The 23,314-nt window shown below is 60.1% G+C and carries 27 protein-coding genes; 6 read left to right on the forward strand and 21 right to left on the reverse strand.

The features are described from left to right. Positions 1-64 precede the first annotated feature (64 nt). Together yqhD and D3870_RS09575 are read left to right on the forward strand one after the other, a co-directional pair. Positions 65-1,222 (forward strand): alcohol dehydrogenase, encoded by a 1,158-nt coding sequence (gene yqhD / locus D3870_RS09570; RefSeq protein WP_119738612.1) that lies wholly within the window; start codon positions 65-67, stop codon positions 1,220-1,222. Positions 1,223-1,355: 133 nt separating this feature from the next. Continuing rightward, a complete protein-coding gene (locus D3870_RS09575) occupies positions 1,356-1,553 on the forward strand; it encodes a hypothetical protein (protein WP_119741910.1) in 198 nt (65 codons plus the stop codon). Positions 1,554-1,565: 12 nt separating this feature from the next. Here the strand turns inward: D3870_RS09575 and ispF are convergent, their stop codons facing one another. Beyond that, on the reverse strand, positions 1,566-2,063 hold the full coding sequence (ispF, locus tag D3870_RS09580; protein ID WP_119738614.1) for a 2-C-methyl-D-erythritol 2,4-cyclodiphosphate synthase: 498 nt from the start codon (positions 2,061-2,063) through the stop codon (positions 1,566-1,568). After that, complete coding sequence (gene ispD, locus D3870_RS09585; protein WP_119738616.1) at positions 2,060-2,758, reverse strand: 2-C-methyl-D-erythritol 4-phosphate cytidylyltransferase; 699 nt, start codon at positions 2,756-2,758, stop codon at positions 2,060-2,062. The genes ispF and ispD overlap by 4 nt, the downstream gene beginning before the upstream one ends. A gap of 157 nt (positions 2,759-2,915) precedes the next feature. Here ispD and mfd point away from each other — a divergent pair, with 157 nt between their 5' ends. Genes mfd through D3870_RS09600 form a run of 3 tightly spaced genes read left to right on the forward strand, consistent with a single transcriptional unit; the run spans position 2,916 to position 7,650 of the window. Then, positions 2,916-6,362, forward strand: coding sequence for a transcription-repair coupling factor (mfd, locus tag D3870_RS09590; protein ID WP_119741912.1), 3,447 nt, complete (start codon positions 2,916-2,918; stop codon positions 6,360-6,362). Between the two features lie 45 nt (positions 6,363-6,407). Beyond that, positions 6,408-7,250, forward strand: a complete 843-nt coding sequence (gene serB / locus D3870_RS09595; RefSeq protein WP_119738618.1) for a phosphoserine phosphatase SerB — start codon at positions 6,408-6,410, stop codon at positions 7,248-7,250. A 37-nt stretch (positions 7,251-7,287) separates the two neighbouring features. After that, positions 7,288-7,650: a DUF4870 family protein gene (locus D3870_RS09600; RefSeq protein WP_119738620.1), complete on the forward strand. Its 363-nt coding sequence runs from the start codon at positions 7,288-7,290 to the stop codon at positions 7,648-7,650. Positions 7,651-7,664: 14 nt separating this feature from the next. Here the strand turns inward: D3870_RS09600 and D3870_RS09605 are convergent, their stop codons facing one another. Genes D3870_RS09605 through rimO form a run of 3 tightly spaced genes read right to left on the reverse strand, consistent with a single transcriptional unit; the run spans position 7,665 to position 10,757 of the window. Further along, the gene (locus D3870_RS09605) at positions 7,665-8,846 is read right to left on the reverse strand and encodes a cystathionine beta-lyase (protein ID WP_119738622.1); all 1,182 of its coding nucleotides are present in this window, start codon (positions 8,844-8,846) and stop codon (positions 7,665-7,667) included. 29 nt (positions 8,847-8,875) lie between these two features. Next, positions 8,876-9,385, reverse strand: coding sequence for a hypothetical protein (locus D3870_RS09610; protein WP_119738624.1), 510 nt, complete (start codon positions 9,383-9,385; stop codon positions 8,876-8,878). Between the two features lies 1 nt (position 9,386). Then, positions 9,387-10,757, reverse strand: a complete 1,371-nt coding sequence (rimO, locus tag D3870_RS09615; protein ID WP_119738626.1) for a 30S ribosomal protein S12 methylthiotransferase RimO — start codon at positions 10,755-10,757, stop codon at positions 9,387-9,389. Here rimO and D3870_RS09620 point away from each other — a divergent pair. Then, positions 10,747-12,396, forward strand: a complete 1,650-nt coding sequence (locus D3870_RS09620) for a recombinase family protein (protein WP_340638439.1) — start codon at positions 10,747-10,749, stop codon at positions 12,394-12,396. The two genes, rimO and D3870_RS09620, sit on opposite strands and share 11 nt — an antisense overlap. 39 nt (positions 12,397-12,435) lie before the next feature. On the opposite strand, the gene D3870_RS09625 is transcribed toward D3870_RS09620, so the two are convergent. From D3870_RS09625 to D3870_RS09700, 16 genes are all read right to left on the reverse strand, one after another. Beyond that, complete coding sequence (locus D3870_RS09625) at positions 12,436-13,710, reverse strand: Y-family DNA polymerase (protein ID WP_119738628.1); 1,275 nt, start codon at positions 13,708-13,710, stop codon at positions 12,436-12,438. Position 13,711: 1 nt separating this feature from the next. Beyond that, on the reverse strand, positions 13,712-14,215 hold the full coding sequence (locus D3870_RS09630) for a LexA family protein (protein ID WP_242490057.1): 504 nt from the start codon (positions 14,213-14,215) through the stop codon (positions 13,712-13,714). Between the two features lie 30 nt (positions 14,216-14,245). After that, on the reverse strand, positions 14,246-14,659 hold the full coding sequence (locus D3870_RS09635; RefSeq protein ID WP_119738630.1) for a type II toxin-antitoxin system HicB family antitoxin: 414 nt from the start codon (positions 14,657-14,659) through the stop codon (positions 14,246-14,248). A 73-nt stretch (positions 14,660-14,732) separates the two neighbouring features. Further along, positions 14,733-14,951, reverse strand: a complete 219-nt coding sequence (locus D3870_RS09640; RefSeq protein WP_422879645.1) for a type II toxin-antitoxin system HicA family toxin — start codon at positions 14,949-14,951, stop codon at positions 14,733-14,735. Positions 14,952-14,997: 46 nt separating this feature from the next. After that, on the reverse strand, positions 14,998-15,444 hold the full coding sequence (locus D3870_RS09645; protein ID WP_119738634.1) for a lysis system i-spanin subunit Rz: 447 nt from the start codon (positions 15,442-15,444) through the stop codon (positions 14,998-15,000). Further along, positions 15,441-15,863, reverse strand: a complete 423-nt coding sequence (locus D3870_RS09650) for a glycoside hydrolase family protein (protein WP_119738636.1) — start codon at positions 15,861-15,863, stop codon at positions 15,441-15,443. Before D3870_RS09650 ends, D3870_RS09645 begins: the two co-directional genes overlap by 4 nt. Next, positions 15,860-16,237 (reverse strand): hypothetical protein, encoded by a 378-nt coding sequence (locus D3870_RS09655; RefSeq protein ID WP_119738638.1) that lies wholly within the window; start codon positions 16,235-16,237, stop codon positions 15,860-15,862. The genes D3870_RS09650 and D3870_RS09655 overlap by 4 nt, the downstream gene beginning before the upstream one ends. 65 nt (positions 16,238-16,302) lie before the next feature. After that, entirely contained in the window at positions 16,303-16,740 is a 438-nt protein-coding gene (locus tag D3870_RS09660) for a hypothetical protein (RefSeq protein WP_119738640.1), read from the reverse strand. Further along, a complete protein-coding gene (locus D3870_RS09665; RefSeq protein ID WP_147375761.1) occupies positions 16,737-17,318 on the reverse strand; it encodes a hypothetical protein in 582 nt (193 codons plus the stop codon). The genes D3870_RS09660 and D3870_RS09665 overlap by 4 nt, the downstream gene beginning before the upstream one ends. Positions 17,319-17,393: 75 nt before the next feature. Beyond that, complete coding sequence (locus D3870_RS22545) at positions 17,394-18,290, reverse strand: gp53-like domain-containing protein (RefSeq protein WP_199710592.1); 897 nt, start codon at positions 18,288-18,290, stop codon at positions 17,394-17,396. Positions 18,291-18,293: 3 nt separating this feature from the next. Continuing rightward, complete coding sequence (locus D3870_RS09675) at positions 18,294-18,884, reverse strand: YmfQ family protein (protein ID WP_119738644.1); 591 nt, start codon at positions 18,882-18,884, stop codon at positions 18,294-18,296. Continuing rightward, on the reverse strand, positions 18,875-19,921 hold the full coding sequence (locus tag D3870_RS09680; RefSeq protein WP_119738645.1) for a baseplate J/gp47 family protein: 1,047 nt from the start codon (positions 19,919-19,921) through the stop codon (positions 18,875-18,877). The genes D3870_RS09675 and D3870_RS09680 overlap by 10 nt, the downstream gene beginning before the upstream one ends. Then, positions 19,914-20,351 carry a phage GP46 family protein gene (locus D3870_RS09685; protein WP_199710594.1) on the reverse strand — a complete coding sequence of 146 codons (438 nt, stop codon included), beginning with the start codon at positions 20,349-20,351 and terminating at the stop codon, positions 19,914-19,916. Before D3870_RS09685 ends, D3870_RS09680 begins: the two co-directional genes overlap by 8 nt. After that, positions 20,351-20,920, reverse strand: coding sequence for a phage baseplate assembly protein V (locus tag D3870_RS09690; RefSeq protein ID WP_199710596.1), 570 nt, complete (start codon positions 20,918-20,920; stop codon positions 20,351-20,353). The genes D3870_RS09685 and D3870_RS09690 overlap by 1 nt, the downstream gene beginning before the upstream one ends. Continuing rightward, positions 20,920-22,065 (reverse strand): phage baseplate assembly protein, encoded by a 1,146-nt coding sequence (locus D3870_RS09695; RefSeq protein WP_199710598.1) that lies wholly within the window; start codon positions 22,063-22,065, stop codon positions 20,920-20,922. The genes D3870_RS09690 and D3870_RS09695 overlap by 1 nt, the downstream gene beginning before the upstream one ends. After that, the gene (locus tag D3870_RS09700) at positions 22,062-23,276 is read right to left on the reverse strand and encodes a DNA circularization protein (protein WP_119738649.1); all 1,215 of its coding nucleotides are present in this window, start codon (positions 23,274-23,276) and stop codon (positions 22,062-22,064) included. The genes D3870_RS09695 and D3870_RS09700 overlap by 4 nt, the downstream gene beginning before the upstream one ends. Positions 23,277-23,314 lie beyond the last annotated feature (38 nt).

Raw genomic sequence — 23,314 nt, forward strand, 5'->3', positions numbered from 1 at the left:
TCACCATTTGCAACGAACAGCGCTTCGTTTCACTTCCCAAGAATACGATGACGAAAGGTATGCCATGCTGAATTTCGATTTCTATAATCCGACGCAAATTCTTTTCGGCAAAGGCAGAATTGCCGACTTGAACAAAGTCGTCCCGGCAGATGCCCGCGTGCTGGTGTTGTACGGTGGCGGAAGTATCAAGAGCAACGGCGTATTTGCCGAAGTCATGGCCGCGCTGGCTGGCCGTACCGTCAAGGAATTTCCCGGCATCGAGCCCAACCCCAGTTACGAAACCTTGATGCGGGCGGTTGAAATCGTGCGCGAGGAAAAACTGGATTTCCTTCTGGCGGTAGGCGGCGGTTCCGTGATCGACGGTACCAAGTTTGTCGCCGCAGCGGCGAATTTCGAAGGCGAGCCTTGGGCAATTCTTGAAACGCGCGGCAGGAACATCAAGCAGGCGCTGCCCTTCGGCACAATTCTCACCTTGCCGGCCACCGGCTCGGAAATGAACAACGGCTCGGTGATCACGCGCAAATCGCTCAAGGCCAAGATGGCGTTTTCGAGCCAGCTGGTATTTCCGAAGTTTTCCATCCTCGACCCGGCCAAAACCTTCACGTTGCCCGTGCGGCAAATCGGCAACGGCGTGGTCGATGCCTACGCGCACATCATGGAACAGTACCTGACCTATCCGGTCAATGCGCCGGTGCAGGATCGCTTCGCCGAAGGCTTGCTGCTGACCCTGATCGAGGAAGGTCCGAAGGCGCTGGCCAACCCGGAGGATTACGATGTGCGCGCCAACATCATGTGGTGCGCCACGCTGGCACTGAACGGCCTGATCGGCGCCGGTGTGCCGCAGGATTGGGCAACGCACATGGTCGGGCATGAACTCACCGCACTGTACGGACTGGATCACGCGCAAACGCTGGCAATCGTGCTGCCCGGCATGCTGCGTGTGCGCAAGGAAAGCAAGCGCGCGAAGCTGCTTCAATACGCCGAACGCATCTGGAACATCACCGCTGGTACCGAGGATGCACGCATCGACGAAGCCATCAAGCGCACGCAGGATTTCTTCGAGCAGATGGGCGTGAAAACCCGCCTGTCCGACTACAAGCTTGGCTCGGGAAACATCGACGAGGTCCTCCAGCAACTCGAAAGCCATCGCATGGTGGCACTTGGGGAGCAGCGCGATGTCACGCTCGACGTCAGCAGAAAAGTACTGGAATTGAGCGTGTAAAAGACAGTGACCAGCTTGAACGCCACCGGCAACAGTGGCGAACTTCGCGGCGATTCATCAATCTACCTGGTTGAATGGATTGGTCATCGGCATGGACGGTCATGCCATGCCGAATGTTTCCTCAGGAGGTCACATGAATTTGCCAGCGTCAGGTGCGTCAAACGATCCGCCGAACCATCTCAAGCCTGGAGATGAAGCGCTGCCGGGCACGCCCGGCACCGGCGAAGACATCTGTCCGACATGCAGCGGCAGCGGGAAAATCGAGGGTGGCAAGGAGTGCCCGACCTGCGAAGGCACCGGCGTCATCATTCAAGGCATTGGCGGCGGCTGACGTCACGCCGCACTATGCGCGATAAAGCAGCGCAATCGCCTCCGTCGCAATACCCTCCTCGCGCCCAAGAAAGCCGAGTTTCTCGTTCGTCTTGGCCTTGATGTTGATCTGCGCTTGCGCCACATCCAGATCGACAGCGATGTTTGCCGCCATCAGCGGAATGTGCGGCGCCATTTTCGGCGCCTGCGCGATGATGGTCGCATCCACATTGCCGATCAGGTAACCGGCTTCGCGCACCCGCTTGCACGCTTCGCGCAACAGCACGCGCGAATCCGCGCCCGCAAAGCGCGGATCGGTGTCGGGAAAATGTCGTCCGATATCGCCCAGGCCCGCCGCACCGAGAATCGCATCGGTCACCGCATGCAGCAACACGTCGGCATCGGAATGCCCCAGCAGCCCCGTTGCATGCGGGATGCTCACACCGCCAATGATGAGTTTTCTGCCCGGAACAAGGGTGTGGCAGTCGTAGCCTTGCCCGATTCGAAATGGTGGAGTGGACGTGACGTTCATGCGATTCCTTTCAGATACAGTTCCGCCAGCGCGATATCGTGCGGCAGGGTTACCTTGAAGTTGCGCGGGCTGCCTTCGACCAGCTTCGGTTGCAAGCCCATGGCCTCGACCGCGCTGGCCTCGTCGGTCACTTCGGCCGGCTGCTCCAGTGCGCGTCGCAACAATGCATAGCGAAACATCTGCGGTGTCTGCGCAGCCCACAATCCTTCACGCGACACGGTGTTTTCAATGCGGACATCTCGGGCCGCACGCTTGAGCGTATCGACCACGGGCAGCGCCAGGATGCCGCCAACCGGATCATCCCGCAGTGCATCCACAAGGCGGTCGATCAACTCAACTGTCAAACCGGGACGAGCCGCATCATGCACCAGCACCCAATCGTCATCGCCCGCCTGTTCTCGTATTGCGTGAAGGCCATTCAGCACCGACTGCTGCCGGGTCGCGCCGCCGTTGTAGATCACCGTGACGCGCCCGGCGAGGTGCGGCACCGCCGCCAGCGCATCGCGGATATAGCCATCCTCCGCGCTCACCACCAGAAACACATGCGCAATCGCCGACGACGAGGCGAACGTTTCCAGCACGTGCAGCACCATCGGCTTGCCCGCAATCGGCAGATACTGTTTCGGATACCCGGCCCCAAGGCGCGCACCGACGCCGGCAGCGGGGATAAGAGCGAAATGACGGGGCAAACTCATTGTTTTTTTGCAATTCGAGATGGACGTGCGACGAATACGCAATGATACGCGAAGGTTCCCCCTTCAACGGCTGGCCGGGAGGGCATCGTTTATAATCGCATCTTGATTTCCATCGCCAATCGGGGTGCAAACGCGGCGCTCCGACCGCCCTCCCCCGATGTCATTTGACCTGAAAAAATCCCTTCCCAAACCAGGCAATCGCTTCGCCCTGCCCGCTGTGCACGGTTCGGCCGACGCCTTTGCGCTGGCACAGGCAGCCATCGAATTGAAATCGCAGCATCGCATGCTGGCCGTCGTCGTCGCCAACGCGACCGACGCGCAGCGACTGCTGGCGGAAATTCCGTGGTTCGCCAACAAGGATGGCGCAGAGCTGCGCTGCAACCTGTTGCCGGACTGGGAAACATTGCCTTACGACGCGTTTTCCCCGCACCATGACCTGGTGTCCGAGCGGCTCGCGACCCTGCATGAAATCCGCAACGGCCAGTGCGACGTGCTGATCGTGCCGGCGACCACGGCACTCCTGCGCATGGCTCCGCCATCGTTCCTCGCCGCGTACACCTTCTTTTTCAAACAAGGCGAAACACTGGACGAGGCACGCCTCAAGTCGCAGCTGACGCTGGCGGGCTATACCCACGTGACGCAGGTCATGTCACCCGGCGAATATTCGGTGCGCGGCGGATTGATCGACCTGTTTCCGATGGGCTCTGCGCTGCCTTACCGCATCGACCTGTTCGGCAATACGATCGAAACCATCCGCACCTTCGATGCGGATACGCAGCGTTCCCTGTATCCGGTCAGGGAAGTGCGGATGTTGCCGGGCCGCGAATTCCCGATGGACGAAGCCGCGCGCACCGCATTTCGCGGCCGCTGGCGCGAAGTGTTCGAAGGCGATCCGACCAAGTCCTCCATCTACAAGGACATTGGCAACGGCATTGCGTCCGCGGGGATCGAATACTATCTGCCGCTGTTTTTCGAAGAGACGGCGACGCTGTTCCAGTACCTGCCGGAGGAAACCACGTTCGCCCTGGTCGGCGATATCGACAGCACGATCAAGCGCTTCTGGAGCGATACGCAGTCGCGCTACAAGTTCTTGAAGGCGGACCGCGAGCGCCCCCTGCTGGCGCCGGAAGAATTGTTTCTGAAGGACGAGGATTTTTTCACGCTTGCCAAGCCTTATGGACGCTGGGTGATTCAGCAAGGCGAGCTTGCGTCTGAAATATCCGCACCGATTCCGAACATCGCCGTCAACCGACGTGTAGACGATCCGCTCGTCAATCTGCGTTCCTACCTGCTGCAAACCGGCAAGCGCGTGCTGATCTGCGCAGAATCCAACGGACGGCGCGAGACACTGCAGCAGTATTTCAATGATTTCGACCTGCCGCTCGCCGTGTGCGACGGCTATGCCGATTTCGTGACCGCCTCGGCAAAGCTGATGCTGGGCGTCGCGCCACTGCATGCCGGCTTCGAACTGAGCGCCGATCTCGGCAATCTGGCATTCATCACCGAAACCGAACTGTACGCAGGCTCGGGCCGCCGCGCGGGACGACGCAAGCAAGAATCGGTCACGCAGGTCGAGTCGATGGTGCGCGACCTGTCGGAACTCAAGATCGGCGACCCGGTGGTGCACGTCAATCACGGCATCGGCCGCTACGTCGGCCTGCTCAGCATGGACCTCGGGGAAGGCGAGACGGAATTCCTGCACCTGGAATACGCCAAGGAAACCAAGCTGTATGTGCCGGTGTCGCAGCTGCACGTCATCTCGCGCTATTCCGGCGCATCGCCCGAAGACGCCCCCTTGCATGCGCTCGGATCCGGCCAGTGGGACAAGGCCAAGCGCCGTGCCGCGCAACAGATTCGCGACACGGCGGCCGAATTGCTCAATCTCTATGCGCGCCGCGCGCTGCGCCAGGGGCATGCATTCCAGTATTCGGCTCGCGACTATGAGGCATTTGCGGAGAGTTTCGGCTTCGAGGAAACCGCCGATCAAAGCGCCGCGATCAATGCCGTGATCAAGGACATGACCGGCGGTAAACCGATGGACCGCCTGATCTGCGGCGACGTCGGCTTCGGCAAGACCGAAGTCGCGCTGCGCGCCGCATTCGTGGCGGTCATGGGCGGCAAACAAGTAGCGATCCTCGCGCCGACCACGCTGCTGGCTGAACAGCACGCGCAAACCTTCGCCGACCGCTTCGCGGACTGGCCGGTCAGGATCGCGGAACTGTCGCGCTTTCGTACCGGCAAGGAAGTCACGCAAGCGATCAAGGGCATGGGTGACGGCACGATCGATATCGTGATCGGCACGCACAAGCTGCTGTCGGACGACGTGAAATTTTCCCGCCTCGGACTGGTCATCATCGACGAGGAACACCGCTTCGGTGTGCGGCAGAAGGAAACATTGAAGGCGCTGCGCGCCGAAGTCGATGTGCTCACGCTGACCGCGACGCCGATCCCGCGCACGCTCGGCATGGCGCTGGAAGGATTGCGCGACTTCTCGATCATCGCCACCGCACCGCAGAAGCGCCTTGCCATCAAGACATTCGTGCGCAGCGAAGGCGAATCGATCATCCGCGAAGCCTGTCTGCGTGAATTGAAACGCGGCGGCCAGGTGTACTTCCTCCACAACGAAGTGGAAACCATCCTGAACCGCAAGGCAATGCTGGAAGAGCTGCTGCCCGAAGCACGCATCGCGGTCGCGCACGGCCAGATGCACGAGCGCGATCTGGAAAAAGTCATGCGCGATTTCGTCGCGCAACGTTTCAACATCCTGTTATGCACGACGATCATCGAAACCGGCATCGACGTCCCTACCGCCAACACCATCATCATGCACCGCGCCGACAAGTTCGGTCTTGCACAATTGCACCAGTTGCGCGGCCGCGTCGGCCGTTCGCATCACCAGGCGTATGCCTACCTGCTGGTGCACGACGTACAGGGACTGACGAAGCAGGCGCAACGCCGGCTGGACGCAATCCAGCAGATGGAAGAGCTGGGCAGCGGCTTCTACCTCGCCATGCACGACCTGGAAATCCGCGGTGCGGGCGAAGTGCTGGGCGAGAACCAGTCGGGCGAAATGCTGGAGATCGGTTTCCAGCTGTATTCCGACATGCTCAACGAAGCCGTGCGCTCGCTCAAGAACGGCAAGGAACCCGATCTGGCCGCGCCCCTTTCCACCACGACCGAAATCAATCTGCATGTGCCGGCGCTGCTCCCCAACGATTTCTGCGGCGACGTACACGAGCGCCTTTCGCTCTACAAGCGCATGGCCAACTGCGAAACGCAGGACAGCATCGACGATATGCAGGAAGAATTGATCGACCGATTCGGCAAGATGCCGGAGCCGGTCAAGGCGCTGATCGAAACGCATCGCTTGCGCGTCGCCGCCAAGCCGATCGGAATTGTTAAAATCGACGCCCACACCGAATCGGCAGTGCTGCAGTTCCAGCCGAATCCACCGATCGACGCGATGCGCATCATCGACCTGGTCCAGAAGAACCGCCACATCAAGCTTCATGGGCAGGACAAGCTGCGCATCGCAGTCAGCATGCCGGACCTTGCTGCCCGCGTCTCGCAGGTGAAGGCGACGATCCGCTCGCTGGTGGCATAGAAACCGTTTTTGATAATTGAATAAACTGCATCGAGCAGCCTGATAATGAATCTGATTTTGCAAGGACTGGCAACCGACCGGTCCACCATTGAACGCATTGCCGGCATGGCGGATGCAAAGCGCCTCATCCCTCTTCACTCCAACGCGTATCGCTGCGAAGACGTCGCATGGTCGCCGGTGCTGAAGGAAAAAATCGATGCGGAATGTTTCGCCGCCAAACTGGATGGCACTTTCATCGAGAGCGGCCGCAAGCTGTCCGACTTCAAGCTGGTTGCAATGGACATGGACTCCACGCTGATCACCATCGAATGCATCGATGAGATCGCCGACATGCAGGGATTGAAGCCGCAAGTCGCGGAGATTACCGAAGCGGCCATGCGCGGCGAAATCGAGTTTCGCGAAAGCCTGACGCGGCGCGTCTCGCTACTGAAGGGTCTGGATGCATCGGCATTGCAGCGCGTCTACGACGAGCGGTTGCATCTTTCGCCAGGCGCGGAAAACATGTTGAATGCCATCAAGGCGGCCGGTTTGAAGACGCTGCTGGTGTCAGGCGGCTTCACCTTCTTTACCGATCGGATGAAGACGCGGCTTGGACTGGATTTCACGCATTCGAACGTGCTTGAAATCGTTGACGGCAAGCTCACCGGCAAAGTGCTTGGTGGCATCGTTGATGCCGACGAAAAGAAAAGCACGGTCGAACGCGTCTGTTCCGAGCTTGGCATTACCCCAGAACAAGCGATCGTCATGGGCGACGGCGCCAATGATCTGAAGATGATGGACATTTCCGGCATGTCGGTGGCATTCCGAGCAAAGCCGGTTGTGCGCGCGCAAGCCGACGTGGCCTTGAACTTTGTCGGGCTCGACGGCATCTTGCCATTGTTCGAATAATCCCGACCGCGAACCACCAATCAATTGGAGGCATTGCATGGCCCAGGAACTGGTACTCGACATGAAGTTGCAATCTGTCAAAAACCTTGCATGGTGGTTGTACATAGCGCACGGGATCAGCTTCATATTTTCGCTGGGCGCCTTTTCCTGGATTCCGCTGATCCTCAACTACGTCAAGCGCGACGACGCGGCCGGCACGTTCGTCTACAGCCATCACGGCTGGCAGATACGATCCTTCTGGTGGTATTTCTTCTGGATGGTGGCGGGCGGCATCCTGTTCATCACCATCGTCGGCATTCCGCTCGCCTATCTGGTATGGGCGGGAGCATGGATCTGGAAAGCCTATCGACTTATCAAGGGCATGGTTGATCTGAACGACAACAAACCCATGCCGACATAGCGGCAGGCTGCTTTCTATAAAGCCGAAAAAACCTGCTCGATATCTGCAATCAGATCGGCCGGATCCTCCAGGCCGATATTGAAGCGCAGCAGTTGCCCTTGATCTGTCCAGTTTTTCCGCATGCTCTGGATGCGGTAAGGCACGCACAAGCTGCCCGGCCCGCCCCAGCTGTAACCGATCTTGAACAGCTTCAGGCTATCGATGAAGCGATCCGTCTGCTCCTCCGTGTAACGCGCGTCGAAGATGACGGAAAACAATCCACCCGCACCGCTGAAATCGCGTTTCCAGTTTTCGTGTCCCGGACAATCGTCGAATGCCGGATGCAGCACCCAGGCAATCTCGGGCCGCGCTTTCAACCATGCAGCAACCTTGCGCGCCCCCGCATCATGCGCATCGAAGCGCAATTTCATCGTCGGCAAACCGCGCAGCACGAGATACGCATCGTCCGCACTGACACCGAATCCAAGCCGCATGTGCGCCAGTGCAATGCGCTGAATCAGTTCCTTGTCCTGCGTAATGACGGCGCCCATCAGTACATCCGAGCCGCCGGACTGGTACTTCGTCAACGCCTGCATCACGATATCGATGCCATGCTCGAATGCGTTGAAGGCGATTCCCGCCGACCAGGTGTTGTCGAGCGCGACATGAACCTTCTGTCCGCCTGCGCTCTTTTCGGCGGCCGCCTTGCAAATGGCAGGAATGTCCGGCACTTCCATCGTGACCGATCCCGGTGCCTCGGTCCAAATCAGGCGGGTATTCGGCTGAATCAGGCCGGCAATACCCGCTCCGATCATGGGATCGTAGAAACGCGCGGTCACGCCGAAGTCCTGCGTCAGCCAACGTGCAATGTCGCGGTTCGGGTTGTACACGTTATCGGGGAGCAGCACGTCATCGCCGCTTTTGAGCAGCGCGAAATCGACCATTGCAATCGCCGCCAAGCCGCTGGGCGCCAACAGGCAATGCTTGCCATTCTCGATTTCCGCCAGCCGCGCCTCCAGCGTGAAGGTCGTCGGCGTGCCATGCAAGCCGTAGGTATAGCCCGTCTTTTCCTGCCAGTTGCGTGAACGCAAGGCGGCGACATTCTTGAACAGTACCGTCGAAGCGTGGTGTATCGCGACGGGAAACGCGCCGAATCCGGCGGGCGGTGTGTAATCGCTATGGACGAGTTCTGTTTGCAGGGATTTCCGATCCGTCACACCGCCTCCGTATCTGCATCTGTATGTATTTATGGTTGTGTGCGAGCCGTCGGCTTGATGCCGCGCACCTGCTGCTGTCCCGCCTTCGACTTGTCGTCGATTCGCACGATCTTCAATGCGAACGGCTTCGACACAGATCCATCGGCAGACTGCCAGTCGCCGCGGAACGTGCCGGCGTCGACCGTGCCGATCCATTGACCCGACACATCGGTGCCGTTTTCCGACTCTTCCATCAACACTTCATTGCCGTCGACTTCCCCGGCCAGCAGAATTCTCTGCGACTTGCCGAAGACAAAATAATCACCCTCGATGCCATCCTCGGCCGGGACTTTCGGACGCAGGTTGATTTGAATCTGTTCGCTACCCAGCGTGCCGCGAAGTGAAACCGGGTTGGCAAATGTCTGTGCAAGCATCGCGCCGGATGCCGTGTGCGAATGCGCCGACACATTGCCTTGCGCACCTTCACCTGCGGCAAATGACGCGCCGCTGATACACAGGACCGCAACGACTGCCGCGCAAATCGGTGCTACACAACGCATCTCAGGCTTCCGCCCACAAATCGTGCGCATCCGCAGCCGTCACCCTGACCTCGACGAACTCGCCGACATGAAGCTTTTTATGCGGCTCGTACGGTGGCTTCACATACACCACGCCATCGATCTCGGGGGCGTCAGCCACCGACCGAGCGACTCCACCCTGGCGGGTCACTTCATCGATCAAGACGCGCATGGTCGCGCCGACCTTCGCTTGCATGCGTTTTTTCGAAATCTCTTCCTGCAGTTCCATCACGCGGCCGCGGCGTTCCTCACGCACTTCTTCCGGCACCGGATCAGGCAATGCATTTGCTGTCGCGCCTTCCACGGGAGAATACGCAAAGCAGCCGAGGCGGTCGATTTCCGCCTCCTTCAGGAAGTCGAGCAGATACTGGAACTCCGCTTCCGTCTCGCCGGGAAAGCCGGCAATGAAGGTCGAGCGGATCGTCAAGTCGGGACACATCTTGCGCCACGCCTGAATCCGTTCGATATTCTTTTCGCCATTTGCGGGGCGCTTCATGCGCTTCAGCACATCGGGGTGCGCGTGCTGCAATGGCACGTCCAGATACGGCAGGATTTTTCCTTCTGCCATCAACGGAATCACGTCATCGACATGCGGATACGGATAGACATAGTGCAACCGTACCCACGCGCCGTATTGCGCGGCCAGTTCGCCCAGCGCCGTGACCAGCTGCGTCATGTGGGTCTTGACCGGCTTGCCGTTCCAGAAGCCGGTACGGAATTTCACATCCACGCCATACGCGCTGGTGTCTTGCGAAATCACCAGCAATTCCTTGACGCCGGCCTTGAACAAATTCTCCGCCTCCAGCATCACGTCGGCGATCGGGCGCGACACAAGGTCGCCGCGCATTGATGGAATGATGCAGAAGCTGCAACGGTGATTGCAGCCTTCGGAAATTTTCAAATACGCATAGTGCTTCGGCGTCAGCTTGATGCCTTGCGCCGGCACCAGATCGATGAACGGATCGTGCGGCTTGGGCAAATGCTTGTGCACCGCTGCCATCACCTCGCCCACCGCATGCGGACCGGTGACTTCCAGCACCTTGGGATGGACGCTCTGGATGATGTCGTTACCGGCCGCATCCTTCTTGGCACCCAGACAACCGGTGACAATCACCTTGCCGTTTTCATTGAGCGCTTCGCCGATGGCATCCAGCGACTCCTGGACCGCAGCATCAATGAAGCCGCAGGTATTGACGATGACAAGATCGGCGCCGTCGTACGACTTGGCGGTTTCATAACCTTCCGCGCGGAGCTGCGTCAGTATCTGTTCGGAATCGACCAATGCCTTTGGACAGCCGAGAGATACCATACCTATACTTTTGCGTTCCCCTATGGGAAACTTCTTGATTGTCATAAATATTGCCAAAATTCGGATGGAAAACACCAAAGTATACAGCTACTTACGATTCTCCGATCCAAAACAAGCTGCGGGAAGCAGCGCAGAACGCCAGTTGAAATACGCCGAAAAGTGGGCGACCGATCGCGGCCTTCCGCTCGACAGCGCCCTATCGCTGCGTGATGAGGGCCTATCCGCCTATCATCAAAAGCACGTCAAGCAAGGCGCTCTCGGCACGTTCCTTGCCGCGATCAGCGACGGGCGAATCCCGCCCGGTTCGGTCCTGGTCGTCGAAGGACTGGACCGCCTGTCCCGCGCCGAGCCGATTCAGGCACAGGCCCAGCTCGCGCAGATCATCAATGCCGGAATCACGGTCGTGACGGCAAGCGACGGTCGCGAGTACAACCGCGAGCGTCTCAAGGCCCAGCCGATGGACCTTGTTTACAGCCTGCTGGTCATGATCCGCGCCCACGAGGAGTCCGACACCAAGAGCAAGCGCGTCAAAGCGGCCATCCGGCGCCTATGCGAGGCGTGGATTGCAGGCACCTATCGCGGCATCATCCGCAATGGCAGGGATCCGCATTGGGCCCGATGGAACGGCAAGGCGTTCGAGCTGGTGCTCGAGCGGGCTGAAGCGGTCAAGGTTGCCCTGCAGCTGTTCAAGACAGGATATGGCGGCACGCGTCTGGTAAAGGCATTGGACGAGCGCGGACTCCGTGTGTTCGATACCGGCAATTACTCGGCGTCACTCTACAAATTGTTCAAGCGGCCGGACCTCGCCGGCATCAAGGTGCTTGAACTCGATGGCGAGGAATACCGTCTGCACAACTATTACCCGCGGCTGATCGACGACACCGAGTTAGCCGAGCTTCAATCAATGAATGCGACCCGGAAGCGTCGCAAAGGCAAGGGAGAAATTCCCGGCATCATCACCGGCTTGTCGACTCTTTACTGCGGCTACTGCGGATCAGCCGTCGTCGGTCAAAACCTGATGGGGCGTGCGAAAAAGCCGGACGGAACCCTGCAGGACGGTCACCGTCGGCTAATCTGCTGCGGGCACTCGATAGGCGGCCGTTGCTCCATACCCGGCAGCTGCAGCGTGGTCCCAGTTGAGAAGGCAATCCTGAGCTACTGCTCGGATCAGTTCAATCTGTCGCGGTTGATGGGCAACGACGACCGGGCGCAGACTCTCCACGTCGAATTGATCGCAGCTCGCGGGCGGATCGTGGATCTCGAGCGCCAACTCGCCCGCGTCACCGAAGCACTGCTCGCAGATGAAGGAGGCGCTACGCCGCTTGTCTTCGTGCGCAAGGCACGCGAACTTGAGGGCGCGATCGCGCAGACCCGTTCCGAAGAAAACCGCATCGAGGTTGAAGTCCGTCGCGCAAGTCAGCGCCACATGCCAGACGTGGCGCAAGCGTGGGCGGAGCTGGTCGATGGCACCCTTGCGCTCGATTACGACAGCCGCATGCGCGCGCGGCAGCTCGTCGAGGACACGTTCGAGCGAATCGTAATCTACCAGCGAGGCATGACACCGGGCGATACGGACGTGAGGCCGATTGATCTGCTGCTAATTGCCAAGGGCGGCCGTCCACGCGCGCTGCGGATCAACCGCAGGACGGGAGCATGGATTGCCGGCGAGGAGGGAGGGATATAGCTGGCGACGATTGTCGCCAGCCTCCTTTGCTGGTCGCGCTCAGGATCTCGCATGAGGCAGCTCATCCCAATGCGTTGTATATCTCGGCGTTCGGCTCTCGAACCGCGCTGCCCATCGCTGTTGAATGCCGGCTGATCCCAAAGAAACGGTGTTGCGTCCGTATTCCCGGTTGAGCAAGTCCATGGTCTGCATCAGCTTATCTGACCGCGGATTCTCTTCCCGGAAAAGCAATTGCTGCCGAACCGCCGCCGGCGTCAAATCCAGCAGCATCACGCCGGCCTTCTTGTACAGATATCCGGGCCGGTAAATACTCTTGAGACCATGCAACACCGCAGCCACCAGCCGGCGGGAATCGCTGCTGGCTTCGGTCAGCGGCACGGTCACCCCATTGCTGTATTGCGCATCCTGCTCCCGAAAGCGATTGGTGTGGATGAAGACGTGCACCGCGCTGCACATCGAATGCTGCCGGCGCAATTTCTCGGCGGCGCGCAGCATGTACGACGTGACGGATTCCCTCAGCTCGTCATAGGTCACCACTGGTGCGCCGAAGGAACGGGATGCAATGATCTGCTGATTGGCTGGCGCGACCTCGTCCAGCTCCAGGCAGGACATGCCCTGCAGCTCGTTGACGGTCCTTTCCATCACCACGCCGAAGTGCAGCCGGATCTGCTTCGGGCAGGCTTGCCGAAGTTGCTGGACGTTTTCGATGCCCATGCTCCGCAACCGCGCCGAAATCTGGCGGCCGACGCCCCACACTTCGCCGATGTCCAACGATGCGAAATACTCCGCCTGCTGCATTTCGGTCAATGACGTCAAATCGCACACACCGTCAAATTCCGGCCGCTTTTTCGCCAGATGGTTCGCCAGCTTGGCCAAGGTCTTCGAGCCGGCACCGGTACCAACACACACAGGCAGGCCCGTCCATATCCTGATCTTCTGACGGATCGCCTGCCCCATCTCGCCATACGACTTCCAGACCCCGATCAGGCCGTCGATCTGCAGGAAGCTCTCGTCGATCGAATAGACCTCAATGTTCGGCGAAAAGTCACGCAGGATCGTCATCACGCGGTTCGACATATCGCCGTAAAGGCAATAATTGGACGACAGCGCGATGATGCCGTGTTGGCGCGCAAGGTCTTTCAACTGGAACCATGGTGCGCCCATCTGGACACCGAGTGCCTTGACCTCGTTCGAGCGGGCGACGCAGCAGCCGTCGTTATTGCTTAAAACCACAACCGGCTTTCCTTCCAGCTTTGGATTGAATACCCGCTCGCAGGACACGTAAAAATTGTTGCAATCGACCAGCGCGAACACGCTACACCTCGAACCGGCGAACCGTACCGATAGCCACACCCCACACCACCAACTCCTGCCCTTCACAGAGACGAATCGGCTCGTAGTCGGGGTTTTCCGGCCGGAGCTCGATGACACCGGCACGGCGATACAGGCGCTTGACCGTGAAATCGCCGTCGATGGACGCCACGACGATATGATGATGCTTCGGTTTGATGGATCGGTCGGCCGCCAGAATGTCGTTGTCGAGGATGCCGGCGTTTCTCATCGAATGGCCACGCACGCGAAAGAAGAATGTCGCGGTCCGATTGCGGACCAGGTACTCATTGAGATCGAGGGCCGCTTCCAGATATTCTTCCGCCGGAGACGGGAAGCCTGCCTGGATACGCTGCGCGAAAAACGGCAGTGCGCAAGGTGGCGGCATGTCGGCGACCGTAATGAACGGATGCGGCAAGGATTCGTCTTTTGTTTGATGTTTGCTCATGGATATATACTGTATATAAATACAGTATATTTGGCAAGCCATGATGGTCAAGATCAATTCATCGTGTTCAAACTACCGTACATCGATCACCAATTCTTTTCCGAGCGCACGAAGCGCCTGCTCGATCGTATCGATCTTGGTCGCGTGATCAAGGTTAAGCAATCGGTTCACGTCCTGCGGGCTCGTATCGAGCATGCGTGCCAGTTCTGTCGGCTTTACCTTCTGCGACAGCATTTCATTGAGCAGCAAGACCTTTGCCGACATGCTGGCCGGCAAATCGACCGCTTGCTGGCCGCGCTTGATTTTGCTCGGCAATGGTACCGGCCGCCCGTCTTCGAAGTAAAACTCCATCGCGGTAGCAAGCGCATCCTTTGCCATCTCCAGCGCCTCCTCTTCGGTAGCGCCGGAGGTCAACGCCTCCGGAATATCTGGAAAGGCTGCCATAAAACCATCGCCGTCTGGCGTCAAAACTACCGGGTAACGCATCGTGTATCTCCCATGTGGTGAACAAAGATGCCGTGAACAATCGCGAGTTTGGAAGCCCCTTGCGGGGCTCCCTTCATTTCAATCCTAGCTGCCTCAAGATTGCCTGCCTCAGTCCTTCACCGATTTCATGGCTCGGGTGCCGTGGCAGTGTGGTTTGCTTCCCGTTCAGGTAGACCTTCAAGTGTCTGCTTCCATCCTTGAATGTCGCCCCTTGGTCAGCGAGCCACCTTTTGAACTCGCTTTGTTTCACCGCACCTCCCTTATTCGTTGAACATGGAGAAACTATAAACATTTTTGTTTATATACGCAAGAGATTTTTTAAACATTTTTGTTTATTTTTATAAGGTGCCTTTTACCGCGTTGTATTTGTCGATACAGGCGTTGAGGTCGCGCACCGCGTCGTCAGCCTCTCCGATGATGCCGACAATTCGGTCAGCAGCCGCTGGCAAAAGTTCGGCGCGCGCTTCTGAATTCCCAGCTCCGGAAGTTCCGGTCTGACAGGCAGCGACGGCGAGGGACAGCCGCTCAGTGCCATTGCGCATATCAGCGCGCAAACTAGCGATCGTAGCGTTTGCATTTTCCTTTTCCTTTTGACTGTTGACCGTGATGGCATCGAACGCGCGACGCGTCTCGCGTGCCAGGTCTGCCGCCGCTTCGACTCGTTCGCGATCCGCCGCCGCCCATTGCGCTCGCACGCTGTCGCCACCCATCTTGAAAATGAACAGCGCGGCGGCGATGAAGGCAGCGGCGCGGATGAATCCGATGTACGGCGCAAGCGCGTTCATCCCTCCTCCATCATCTTCGCCAGCCGTTCGGCACGTGCACCGACCTGATTGGCCCACGACGAATCCCGCATGCCGCGTGCTGCGACCTTGTAGTCGCCGCGCTGCATTGCTGCCAGCGTGTTCCTGAAGCTCAACAGGCCGCGCTTCGAATTGCCGATGCCCATGTTGAAGCACATGTTGGAGAGTACCTGTTGCCGCACATCGCTCATGCCACGCCACCACGGCAAGCAACGATCAAGATCGGCTTCCACCCGATCGATGTCCGCGCCAAGCAGCATCATGGCTTCGGACTTCGTGATACCGACATCATCGAGATTGCGCCCGACACCGATGGTGAGCCGTCCTGCGGTGCAGCGATAGGGCTTCAACCGGATGTCTTCATCGATCACCAATTGGTTTGCCAGTGCGTCACGATTCATATTGACTCCTTTGCTTCACGAACAATCTCGACGATGTCCTTGTCCTCTCGCTTGCGCAACGAGAGGGCCACGGCGCGCGTGATCCACCAGAATGGCGCGCCGACCAGCAGGTACACGGCGCTCGTATGCTGATCGGCATGCAAGCTTGGCAGGTACAGCATGATCTGCTGCACGGCGACATCGCCGAAAAAGCACGACCCGATTCCGGCCGCTGCCAGCCGCACTACGAATTCCTGTTGACTGAAGCGACCGTCGGACCTGAGCGGCGGCAGCACGAAGTACAGTAGCGCGGCACCGACCATGCCGAACACGGCTTTCAGTCCATAAAGTTTGATGATGGCGAATCCGGCCACGCTGGATGTTGGTTCAGTCATGTGAGGTTCTATAGTGAGCGGAAGAAAAAACCCGCCGGAGCGGGTTCAATGCGTTACTGCTGAAATTACGGTCTAACGTGCAGGCCGCGAGGGTCGAACGGGTCGAGCATGACACGGGCGAACCATTCTGTAAGCGTGCGCCGCCAATCAGTTCTCGGTTCTGCGTGAGCGACGACCACATAACAAATCCGCAGCCTGCCGTCCTCGCGCACGATGCGCAGGCCTTTGACTGCGCCGCCATACTTGTATCGCTCCATGCGCGCCGTCAGCAACGGTTCTCGCGGCAGGTCGAGGTATATCAGTGTCGCCCATGTCCAGTTAAACGCGAGATCGAGGAACAGGCCGGGATACAGCACCAGGTTCCCCAATACTGTTTCCACTTCTTTCGGCAGCCGCCCGTCGTCGCGAATATGCTGCAAGTGCATCACGGCGAGGTAATGCACCCACAGCAAATAGGTGTGCGCGAACACAGCGGCGGGGATCCACGCAATCGCGGCGATCATGCCAGCACCTCGATGAATGCGCTTTTGACGCTCGCCGGCGCGTCGTCGGCAATGGCGCGGTACTCATCCATAATGGCAGCGTACATTTCATCGTAGACAGTCGCCGCGAGAAATGCCGGTAATACTGTGATGTTGAGCAGCTTTTGCGCAGCGGCGTCGGATGCTTCGGCCGTCGCTGCGTCACCAGCGCGAGCAGCGCGGCTGGCGATTCCATTCAGCGCATCGAGAAGCGGGGCGCGATTGCGGCGAATCCCAACCAGCGCACGAGCGCGGGTTTGTTCGACGGTTTCCGGCGGGGGGAACACTGCGACCGGGTGGCCGCTCTCACTCGGTTGTATCGTCGCGCTAGGCTGACCGTCCGGTTGCACCCCCTGTGCCGCCATCAGGGCGCGATAGTTTTCGTCCTCCACTTCACGGGCATCGGACGGAATTTTGCATTCGGGATTCGGAACTTCAATCGTGCGCGGCACTGCGTCAGGATCATCGATCATGTAACGGTCGAGGGTGAATCCCGTGTCGGGGTCGGTATCGACCTGCTCAATCTGCGGGCAAACCCACGAAGGATCGATGATGCGCAATGTGCGCGTACCGTGAATGTCGTCATCATAGAAACCGCGCGTCGTCGGCGAGTAGTATTTCATCTTGAATCCCTCTCAGTAGCCTATAGCCATCCAGTCGATATTTGACGACGACGGAACACCGTTGTAGTCGTACACGTACACCGTTATTCCGACATTCGTCGGTCGATGCGCGGACACGATGTAGCCCGCGCTATGCGCGGAGCACGTCGCCGCTACACTGAATGTCGGAAATGCGATTGGAAAACCAACCGACTGGCCGCCCCCGCTAGTGATCGTTGCCGAACCGCATTGCAGGATCAGACCGCCCGGCAGCTTTTGATATCCGGGCGTGCTGAGAAGCGATGCGAATCCCGCGTCATATGGAAATGCGGCGCTACCCTCTGCATACCATGTGCTGCTACCGTTGCTCGTCAAGGTCAGGTTCTGGCCGGGCCTCACCAAGAGAGACGTCAGTGGCGAGTTAGCCGGGAATATGCTGTCTGTCCCGCCACGTTGAATGGTGTGCGTGCCAGAGTTGATACTCTTGAAGCTGAACGTCGTGCCTGACGGAAGCGAGTTTGCGGCGGGCAACGTAAGCGTAAATGCGGAGCTGTTGTCGAGATAGATCAGCGCGCCCGCATCGGCGGCAGTCAGACTCCCGGTCGCATTCCTTGAACGCACAGATGCATATTGAAAACCTGCCGCCTTCAAAAATTCAGTCGTCGCCGGTCTCGTCGAGCTGTTGAACTGCGCAGGCGATTGGAAGACACCTGCAGACCGAAGCGCGGCAAGTAGCTGCGTCCGGTTCGCCGGGTCCAATGCGATACCTGCCGCTTCGACGACACCTGCAATTTCTTCCTGCACGTGGTCGAACCACCCAGCTTCTAAATCAGTGGGCCAAATACCGCCAGCCGCATTTCCATCCGTAAATCCATGCCTCCCCGCGCCAAACTTGTCGACCACCTTTGTAGCCGTTGAAATTCGCCTCATGCGTCACGCTCCATAAGAAATGAAAAGAATCGTATGCGCTGGCTTGTACTTCGCCAGCAGGCACATCAGCCCCGGGTCACCCCACGATGCCAACGGCTCATTACAGCGCCCAGTCACTGTCAGCACCTTTACCGTCACCGCTTGCGGCACATTCACGCGCCACGCATACCGCCAGCCGCCCTGGTTAATTGCGGCATTGCACTTGCTATTGGCCCGCATCGGCCGGAACTCGGTGATCGTGCAGCCGGGATAGCCGAGCGCGTCGAGCAGGGAAATAAAAAAGGCGGCCGACTGGCCGCCTCTCCATGAGACACGCTGATGCAGCCGCCGCCTTCGCTCATCGACGCCGGCCGCCGGTGTCAGGCAGTCATCCGGCAGACCAAAGCTCTTCTCCCAGTCCGGCAGCATCTCGCTGGTCGAGCGCGGATCGTTTTCCTTGACCAGGTCATCGACGCGCGCATCGATCCGGGCCAGTTCCTCCGCCGAAGCCGCAATCAGCCGCTGAACCCATGAGGCGTCGATCCTCGGCCAGGCAGGACCGTGCGGCAGGAGTGACGCCAGATGGTCCTTGTAATCAGCAGCCGTCATACCCATGCGATGACTCCTAGCACCGGGATTTCACCAACCGCCGGAACGATGTCCGCGGTCGGCGACGCCAGGACATGATCCGCTTCGCCAGCCGCGACACTGATTGCCTCGCGGCTGTGCGACAGATAAAGCCTGCCGCCCGGCTGCGCCTCCCTGTCATACAGCCCTGCCAACTCGGCCTGCACCGCAGCCCGCACCTCCAGCGTGTCCGGCGTGATGTCGATGGTGTAATCCACCGGCAGCGGCAGCGGCGCAACGACATGGACTTCCGCCGTTACCGGCTTGCGCGCATCGATATAGGCCTGCACCGCAGCGACTTCGCCGGCATCCGGAATGATCGAAGCATCGTTATCCCGCACGAAGCGCACCGTCACCGTGCCCGGCCCCAGTTCGCCGGGATAGACCCAGGCACGCGTTACGCCGGGCACTTCCAGCGCCCAGGCGACATAGTCGTCGCGCGACCCGCCGTTCGGCGGTTGCCGCAGCCGTGACAGCAAGCGGGCGCGCAAGTCATCGATCTCTTCGATGTCGGAGCCGTTGACGATTCCGCTAGCCGCTACCGCGGCGTCTGACTGGACGCCGACCACCGGCGACAGGAACGCGAGACGCGTTCCTGAAACAAGGTTGCCTGCGGCGCCTGCGGCAATTGCGACGACCGACACCGTCTGCGACGATGTGGTCAGCACCTGTTCGCCCTCGACTGCATACTCGCGGCCGTCCGCGTGCTTGATGAGCGCGCCGTCCGCAATCACCGATCCGACGATCCCGGAAACCGACACCAAACCCGAGGCCACCTGCGGATCCTTGCGCTGCAGGCCGAAGATCGACGCCCATCGGATCAGGAATTCATCCTCGGAGGAATCCGGCAGGATCTGCCTGGCGATGAAATCGAGATAGCCGTGCAGCTCGTGCGATGCGCCGGCCAGCACGCGCGCGAGGATCTCCGCATCGGAGAACCGCAGCAGCTCGTCCTGACTCAGGCGAGAGAAAGTGTCCGCGCGCGTGCGCGTGACGATCTCGGAAAGAGATGGCCTATTAAACATTGATCAAGCTCCATGCATTGTCAAAACGAAGGTCACGCACGGATCCATCCTCCCGGTAGATCCGCACCAGGATCGCGAGGCCATCGACGCCCATGCGCTCGACCGTGACGTCGTAGCGGCTGGCGACGTCATCTTTCACGAGCCAGGCAAGCGCCTCGATGCCATAGTCACGCGCGCGGTTGATGACCTGCGTCGTCAGCTTTTGCCTGGCCAGCAGCCACAGCCGCGAGCCGATCTGATCTGAAGTGAACTGCGAAACGTTGTCACCCCACCAGCCCCAGCGTTCGCCGTCGTGCTGATCGTCCGGTGCAGCGCGCCGCCATGTGAACAGCGATACAAAGACAGCGCGCACCAGCGGATCCTCCGCGGCGAGTGCAGACGTCTGCATTCCATCGGTCACGATGGAGAGGTCTTGCGAGTAGCTGGCCATTACATCCCCTGAGTCGGTGTTCCGGTGGTGCCGCCGCTGTCGCCCGGATGCTTGTGCTGGTCAAAGGAGGTCCGCATGCCTGCCATCGACTTGGTGCCACCCTGGTCCTTGACGTCGCGTCCGGCCACGATGTCGCGCACGACACGCAGATCCTGCGGCACATGCACGACGGGAGCGTTCTGGATCGTCACGTCCATCCCGGCGCCGTCGATGATGATGCCGTTGCGCGTCAGATGGATCTTCTGTCCGAGGTCGTCATACATCGCGACCTCGCCATCCTTAAGCCCCTTGAGACGGTAACGGCGATCGGCCGCAACAATGACGACGCCATGCGAGCGGTCGCCGTCGAAGAACATGGCCAGCACTTCCGCGCCCTGCTTCGGCCTGGAGGTGTAGCCGTACGGCTCGAAGTGTTCAAGGTCGTCGGCCGTCTCGCCGTCGAGCAGCTTGGCCTGAAGTCTCTGCATCTTTTGCGACGGTTTGACGGTAATCACAGTTCCGCGCACAAGCATGTTCGACAGCCGCCGATTCGTCGGCCCGAGCATTTTCCGGATTGTTCTTTCGTTCATCACTTCCCCGCCTTTGCATCCGCCCAGCCGCCCGACTTGACGCCGGCGGTCTTGACCGGCCTGCCGACCTGACTGTCAGCCGGCTGCACGTCCGTCCACTGACCGCTGTCGGATTTGCCCTTTGTCCGCGTCGCGGTGTTCATGACGAACGCCTCCGGCGGGCAGACCTTGAGGTGGCAGAGCGTGCCCTGCTCGCCCTTCTCGTACGTCACTTCCGAGATCAGCAGGTCATTGTCAAAGCCGATGATCGGATCGATGACGCGCACCAGCTGGTTGTGCCGCCAGAGCGATCCATCCTCCTGCCGCCATCCCTGCACGCTGTAGCTGGTCGCAAAGGCCTTGCCGCGCCTGTGCGCCTTTTCCCACTTGACGCGATCGGCGGCGCTGCCGCCGTCGGTCTGTCCGCTGGACTTGATCAGCATGACGCGCCGGCGCGCGATCGTGTCATCCTTGAGCGAGGCCGTCACGCCAGCGACGGCGTCACCGAAGTCGAGGTCATCGCCGGCGCGCTGTCCCTTGCAGATGTACTCGCTGTAGACATCCTTGAAGTCCAGTTCGGCCGCGCCGCCCAGGACGTTGTGTCCGACCCTCAGCGCCGTCCCTGCACGCCCGCCGCTGCCGACGGCGATGAACACCAGCCGTCCGCGCGCGTCATCCGTTGCCAGCAGCTGTCGCAGCTTCAGCATGCGTTCGATCGACTCGAACACCGTCTCGCCCTGGTCGATGGCATGCGTCAAGGCAGCGCCGACCGCGACCTCGGCGATGACATCGACCCCGTACGGCCGCGCGAGATCCGCCGCGATACGGTCGATGGTCGCGCCACGCCACTGACCCGGCGAATTGACGGCGGAGCAGTCAACCAGGTCGCAGGTCTTGCTGCGCCCCTTGACGCCGACGGAGATACTGCGCGCGTCATAGCGGATCGGTGTGCCATCGACATAGCCGGTCAGCAGCTTGTCATTGTCGATGTAGACTTCGCAGCGATCGCCAGGACGAATCCGCCGCGGCAGATCCTGCTGACCCGGCCATTTATCGGTTACGGACAGCGTGAAGTCGCGCACCTGCCGCTCGATGCCGGCCGTGATCTCGACCGCCTTCCAGCCGCCGTATTCCCGGCCGCTGATGATCAATCGGACATTGTTCATGCGGAAAGCACCTTCAAGGGTTCGGCCGGCACGAAGCCGGGCCGTGCGAGCCGGTTCGTCTCGACCAGCTGCTGCTCGCGTCCGACATCCTCGTAACGGTCGTAGGCGAGCACCAGACCCGGCATCACCGACACCGGCCGGATCGTCTGCAGCCGGGCCGACGACCCGAGCCGGTTGGTGACATCCGCATGCACTTTTGCGCGCAGATCCTGCAGCGCCACATAGACGGCATCATTCGCCGTCATCGCATCGCCGTCGAGCGCGCCGGTCAATTGCTGGCGGAGCTGGATCGCGTCGTCATGGACCGGCAGATCCATCGTCGCTGTCATGCCCGAGGCCTGCACCAACGCCGCGCGACTCATGAGCGCATTGATCGCCTGCCTGTTCTCGACGATACGTTGCCGGCTGGGCGAGGCGGTTGCCGATGGCAGCGGCGCTGCCTGAAATTGCCTGCTGACCGACGTCAGCGCACGCACGGCATCCCGGTTCATAGAGTAGGAGCCACCGCCGCCAAACAATCCCTGCGCCGACGCGAGAACCGCTTCGCCGCGCCGGAACATGCCGAACACCGACGTGCCCAGCGCGACCGGATCTCCCAGCAGATCCGGGAGCTGCTTTTGCAGAAAGCCGAGCGGATTGGCAAACAAGCCACGTGCGCCCCCAAGCGCTCCCTCGATGCCCGTCAAGCCATCGCCGAGCGCGCCCAGCGCGTCGGCCGTCACGAATGACGGCATCTGCCGCAGGGAAAAGGAGCCCGCAAAGTCGGAGATCGCGACCTCCTGCGCCTTGTCGGCCGCAAGCAGCGTCTGCGCGCCATGCGAGTCTCTGGCGCTCGGGAAGGCGAGCTCGCCCGCCTCGACGAACGACAGCGTGATCGTGCACATGCCGCCGTTCTTGCTGATGTGCGAGACACGCGCCGGCTCTTTCAACGCGACCTTGCGCTCCCCATACCAGGGATGAATCAAGGTGCCCGGACCGGCCTCCTCGATCGCCGCCAGCAGCCGGTCCCGCTTGTCCATGTAATCGGCGCCGATCAGGAACGCCGCGATGTTCATCTCCCTGGTCGCGCGGCCCAGATCCTCGACATATGGCTCGTTGCGATCCGGATATTCATGGACCTGCACCCGGCGGCCGAAGCTGCCGTCATCCGACTCGACCTCGAACGGCACGCCGCGAAACGACGCCGGCTGCAATTTGTCTTTCCAAGCCATGGCGTTGCACCATAAAAAAGGCCCGCGACATGCGGGCC

The sequence above is a fragment of the Noviherbaspirillum cavernae genome (assembly GCF_003590875.1).
Lineage (GTDB): Bacteria > Pseudomonadota > Gammaproteobacteria > Burkholderiales > Burkholderiaceae_D > Noviherbaspirillum > Noviherbaspirillum cavernae.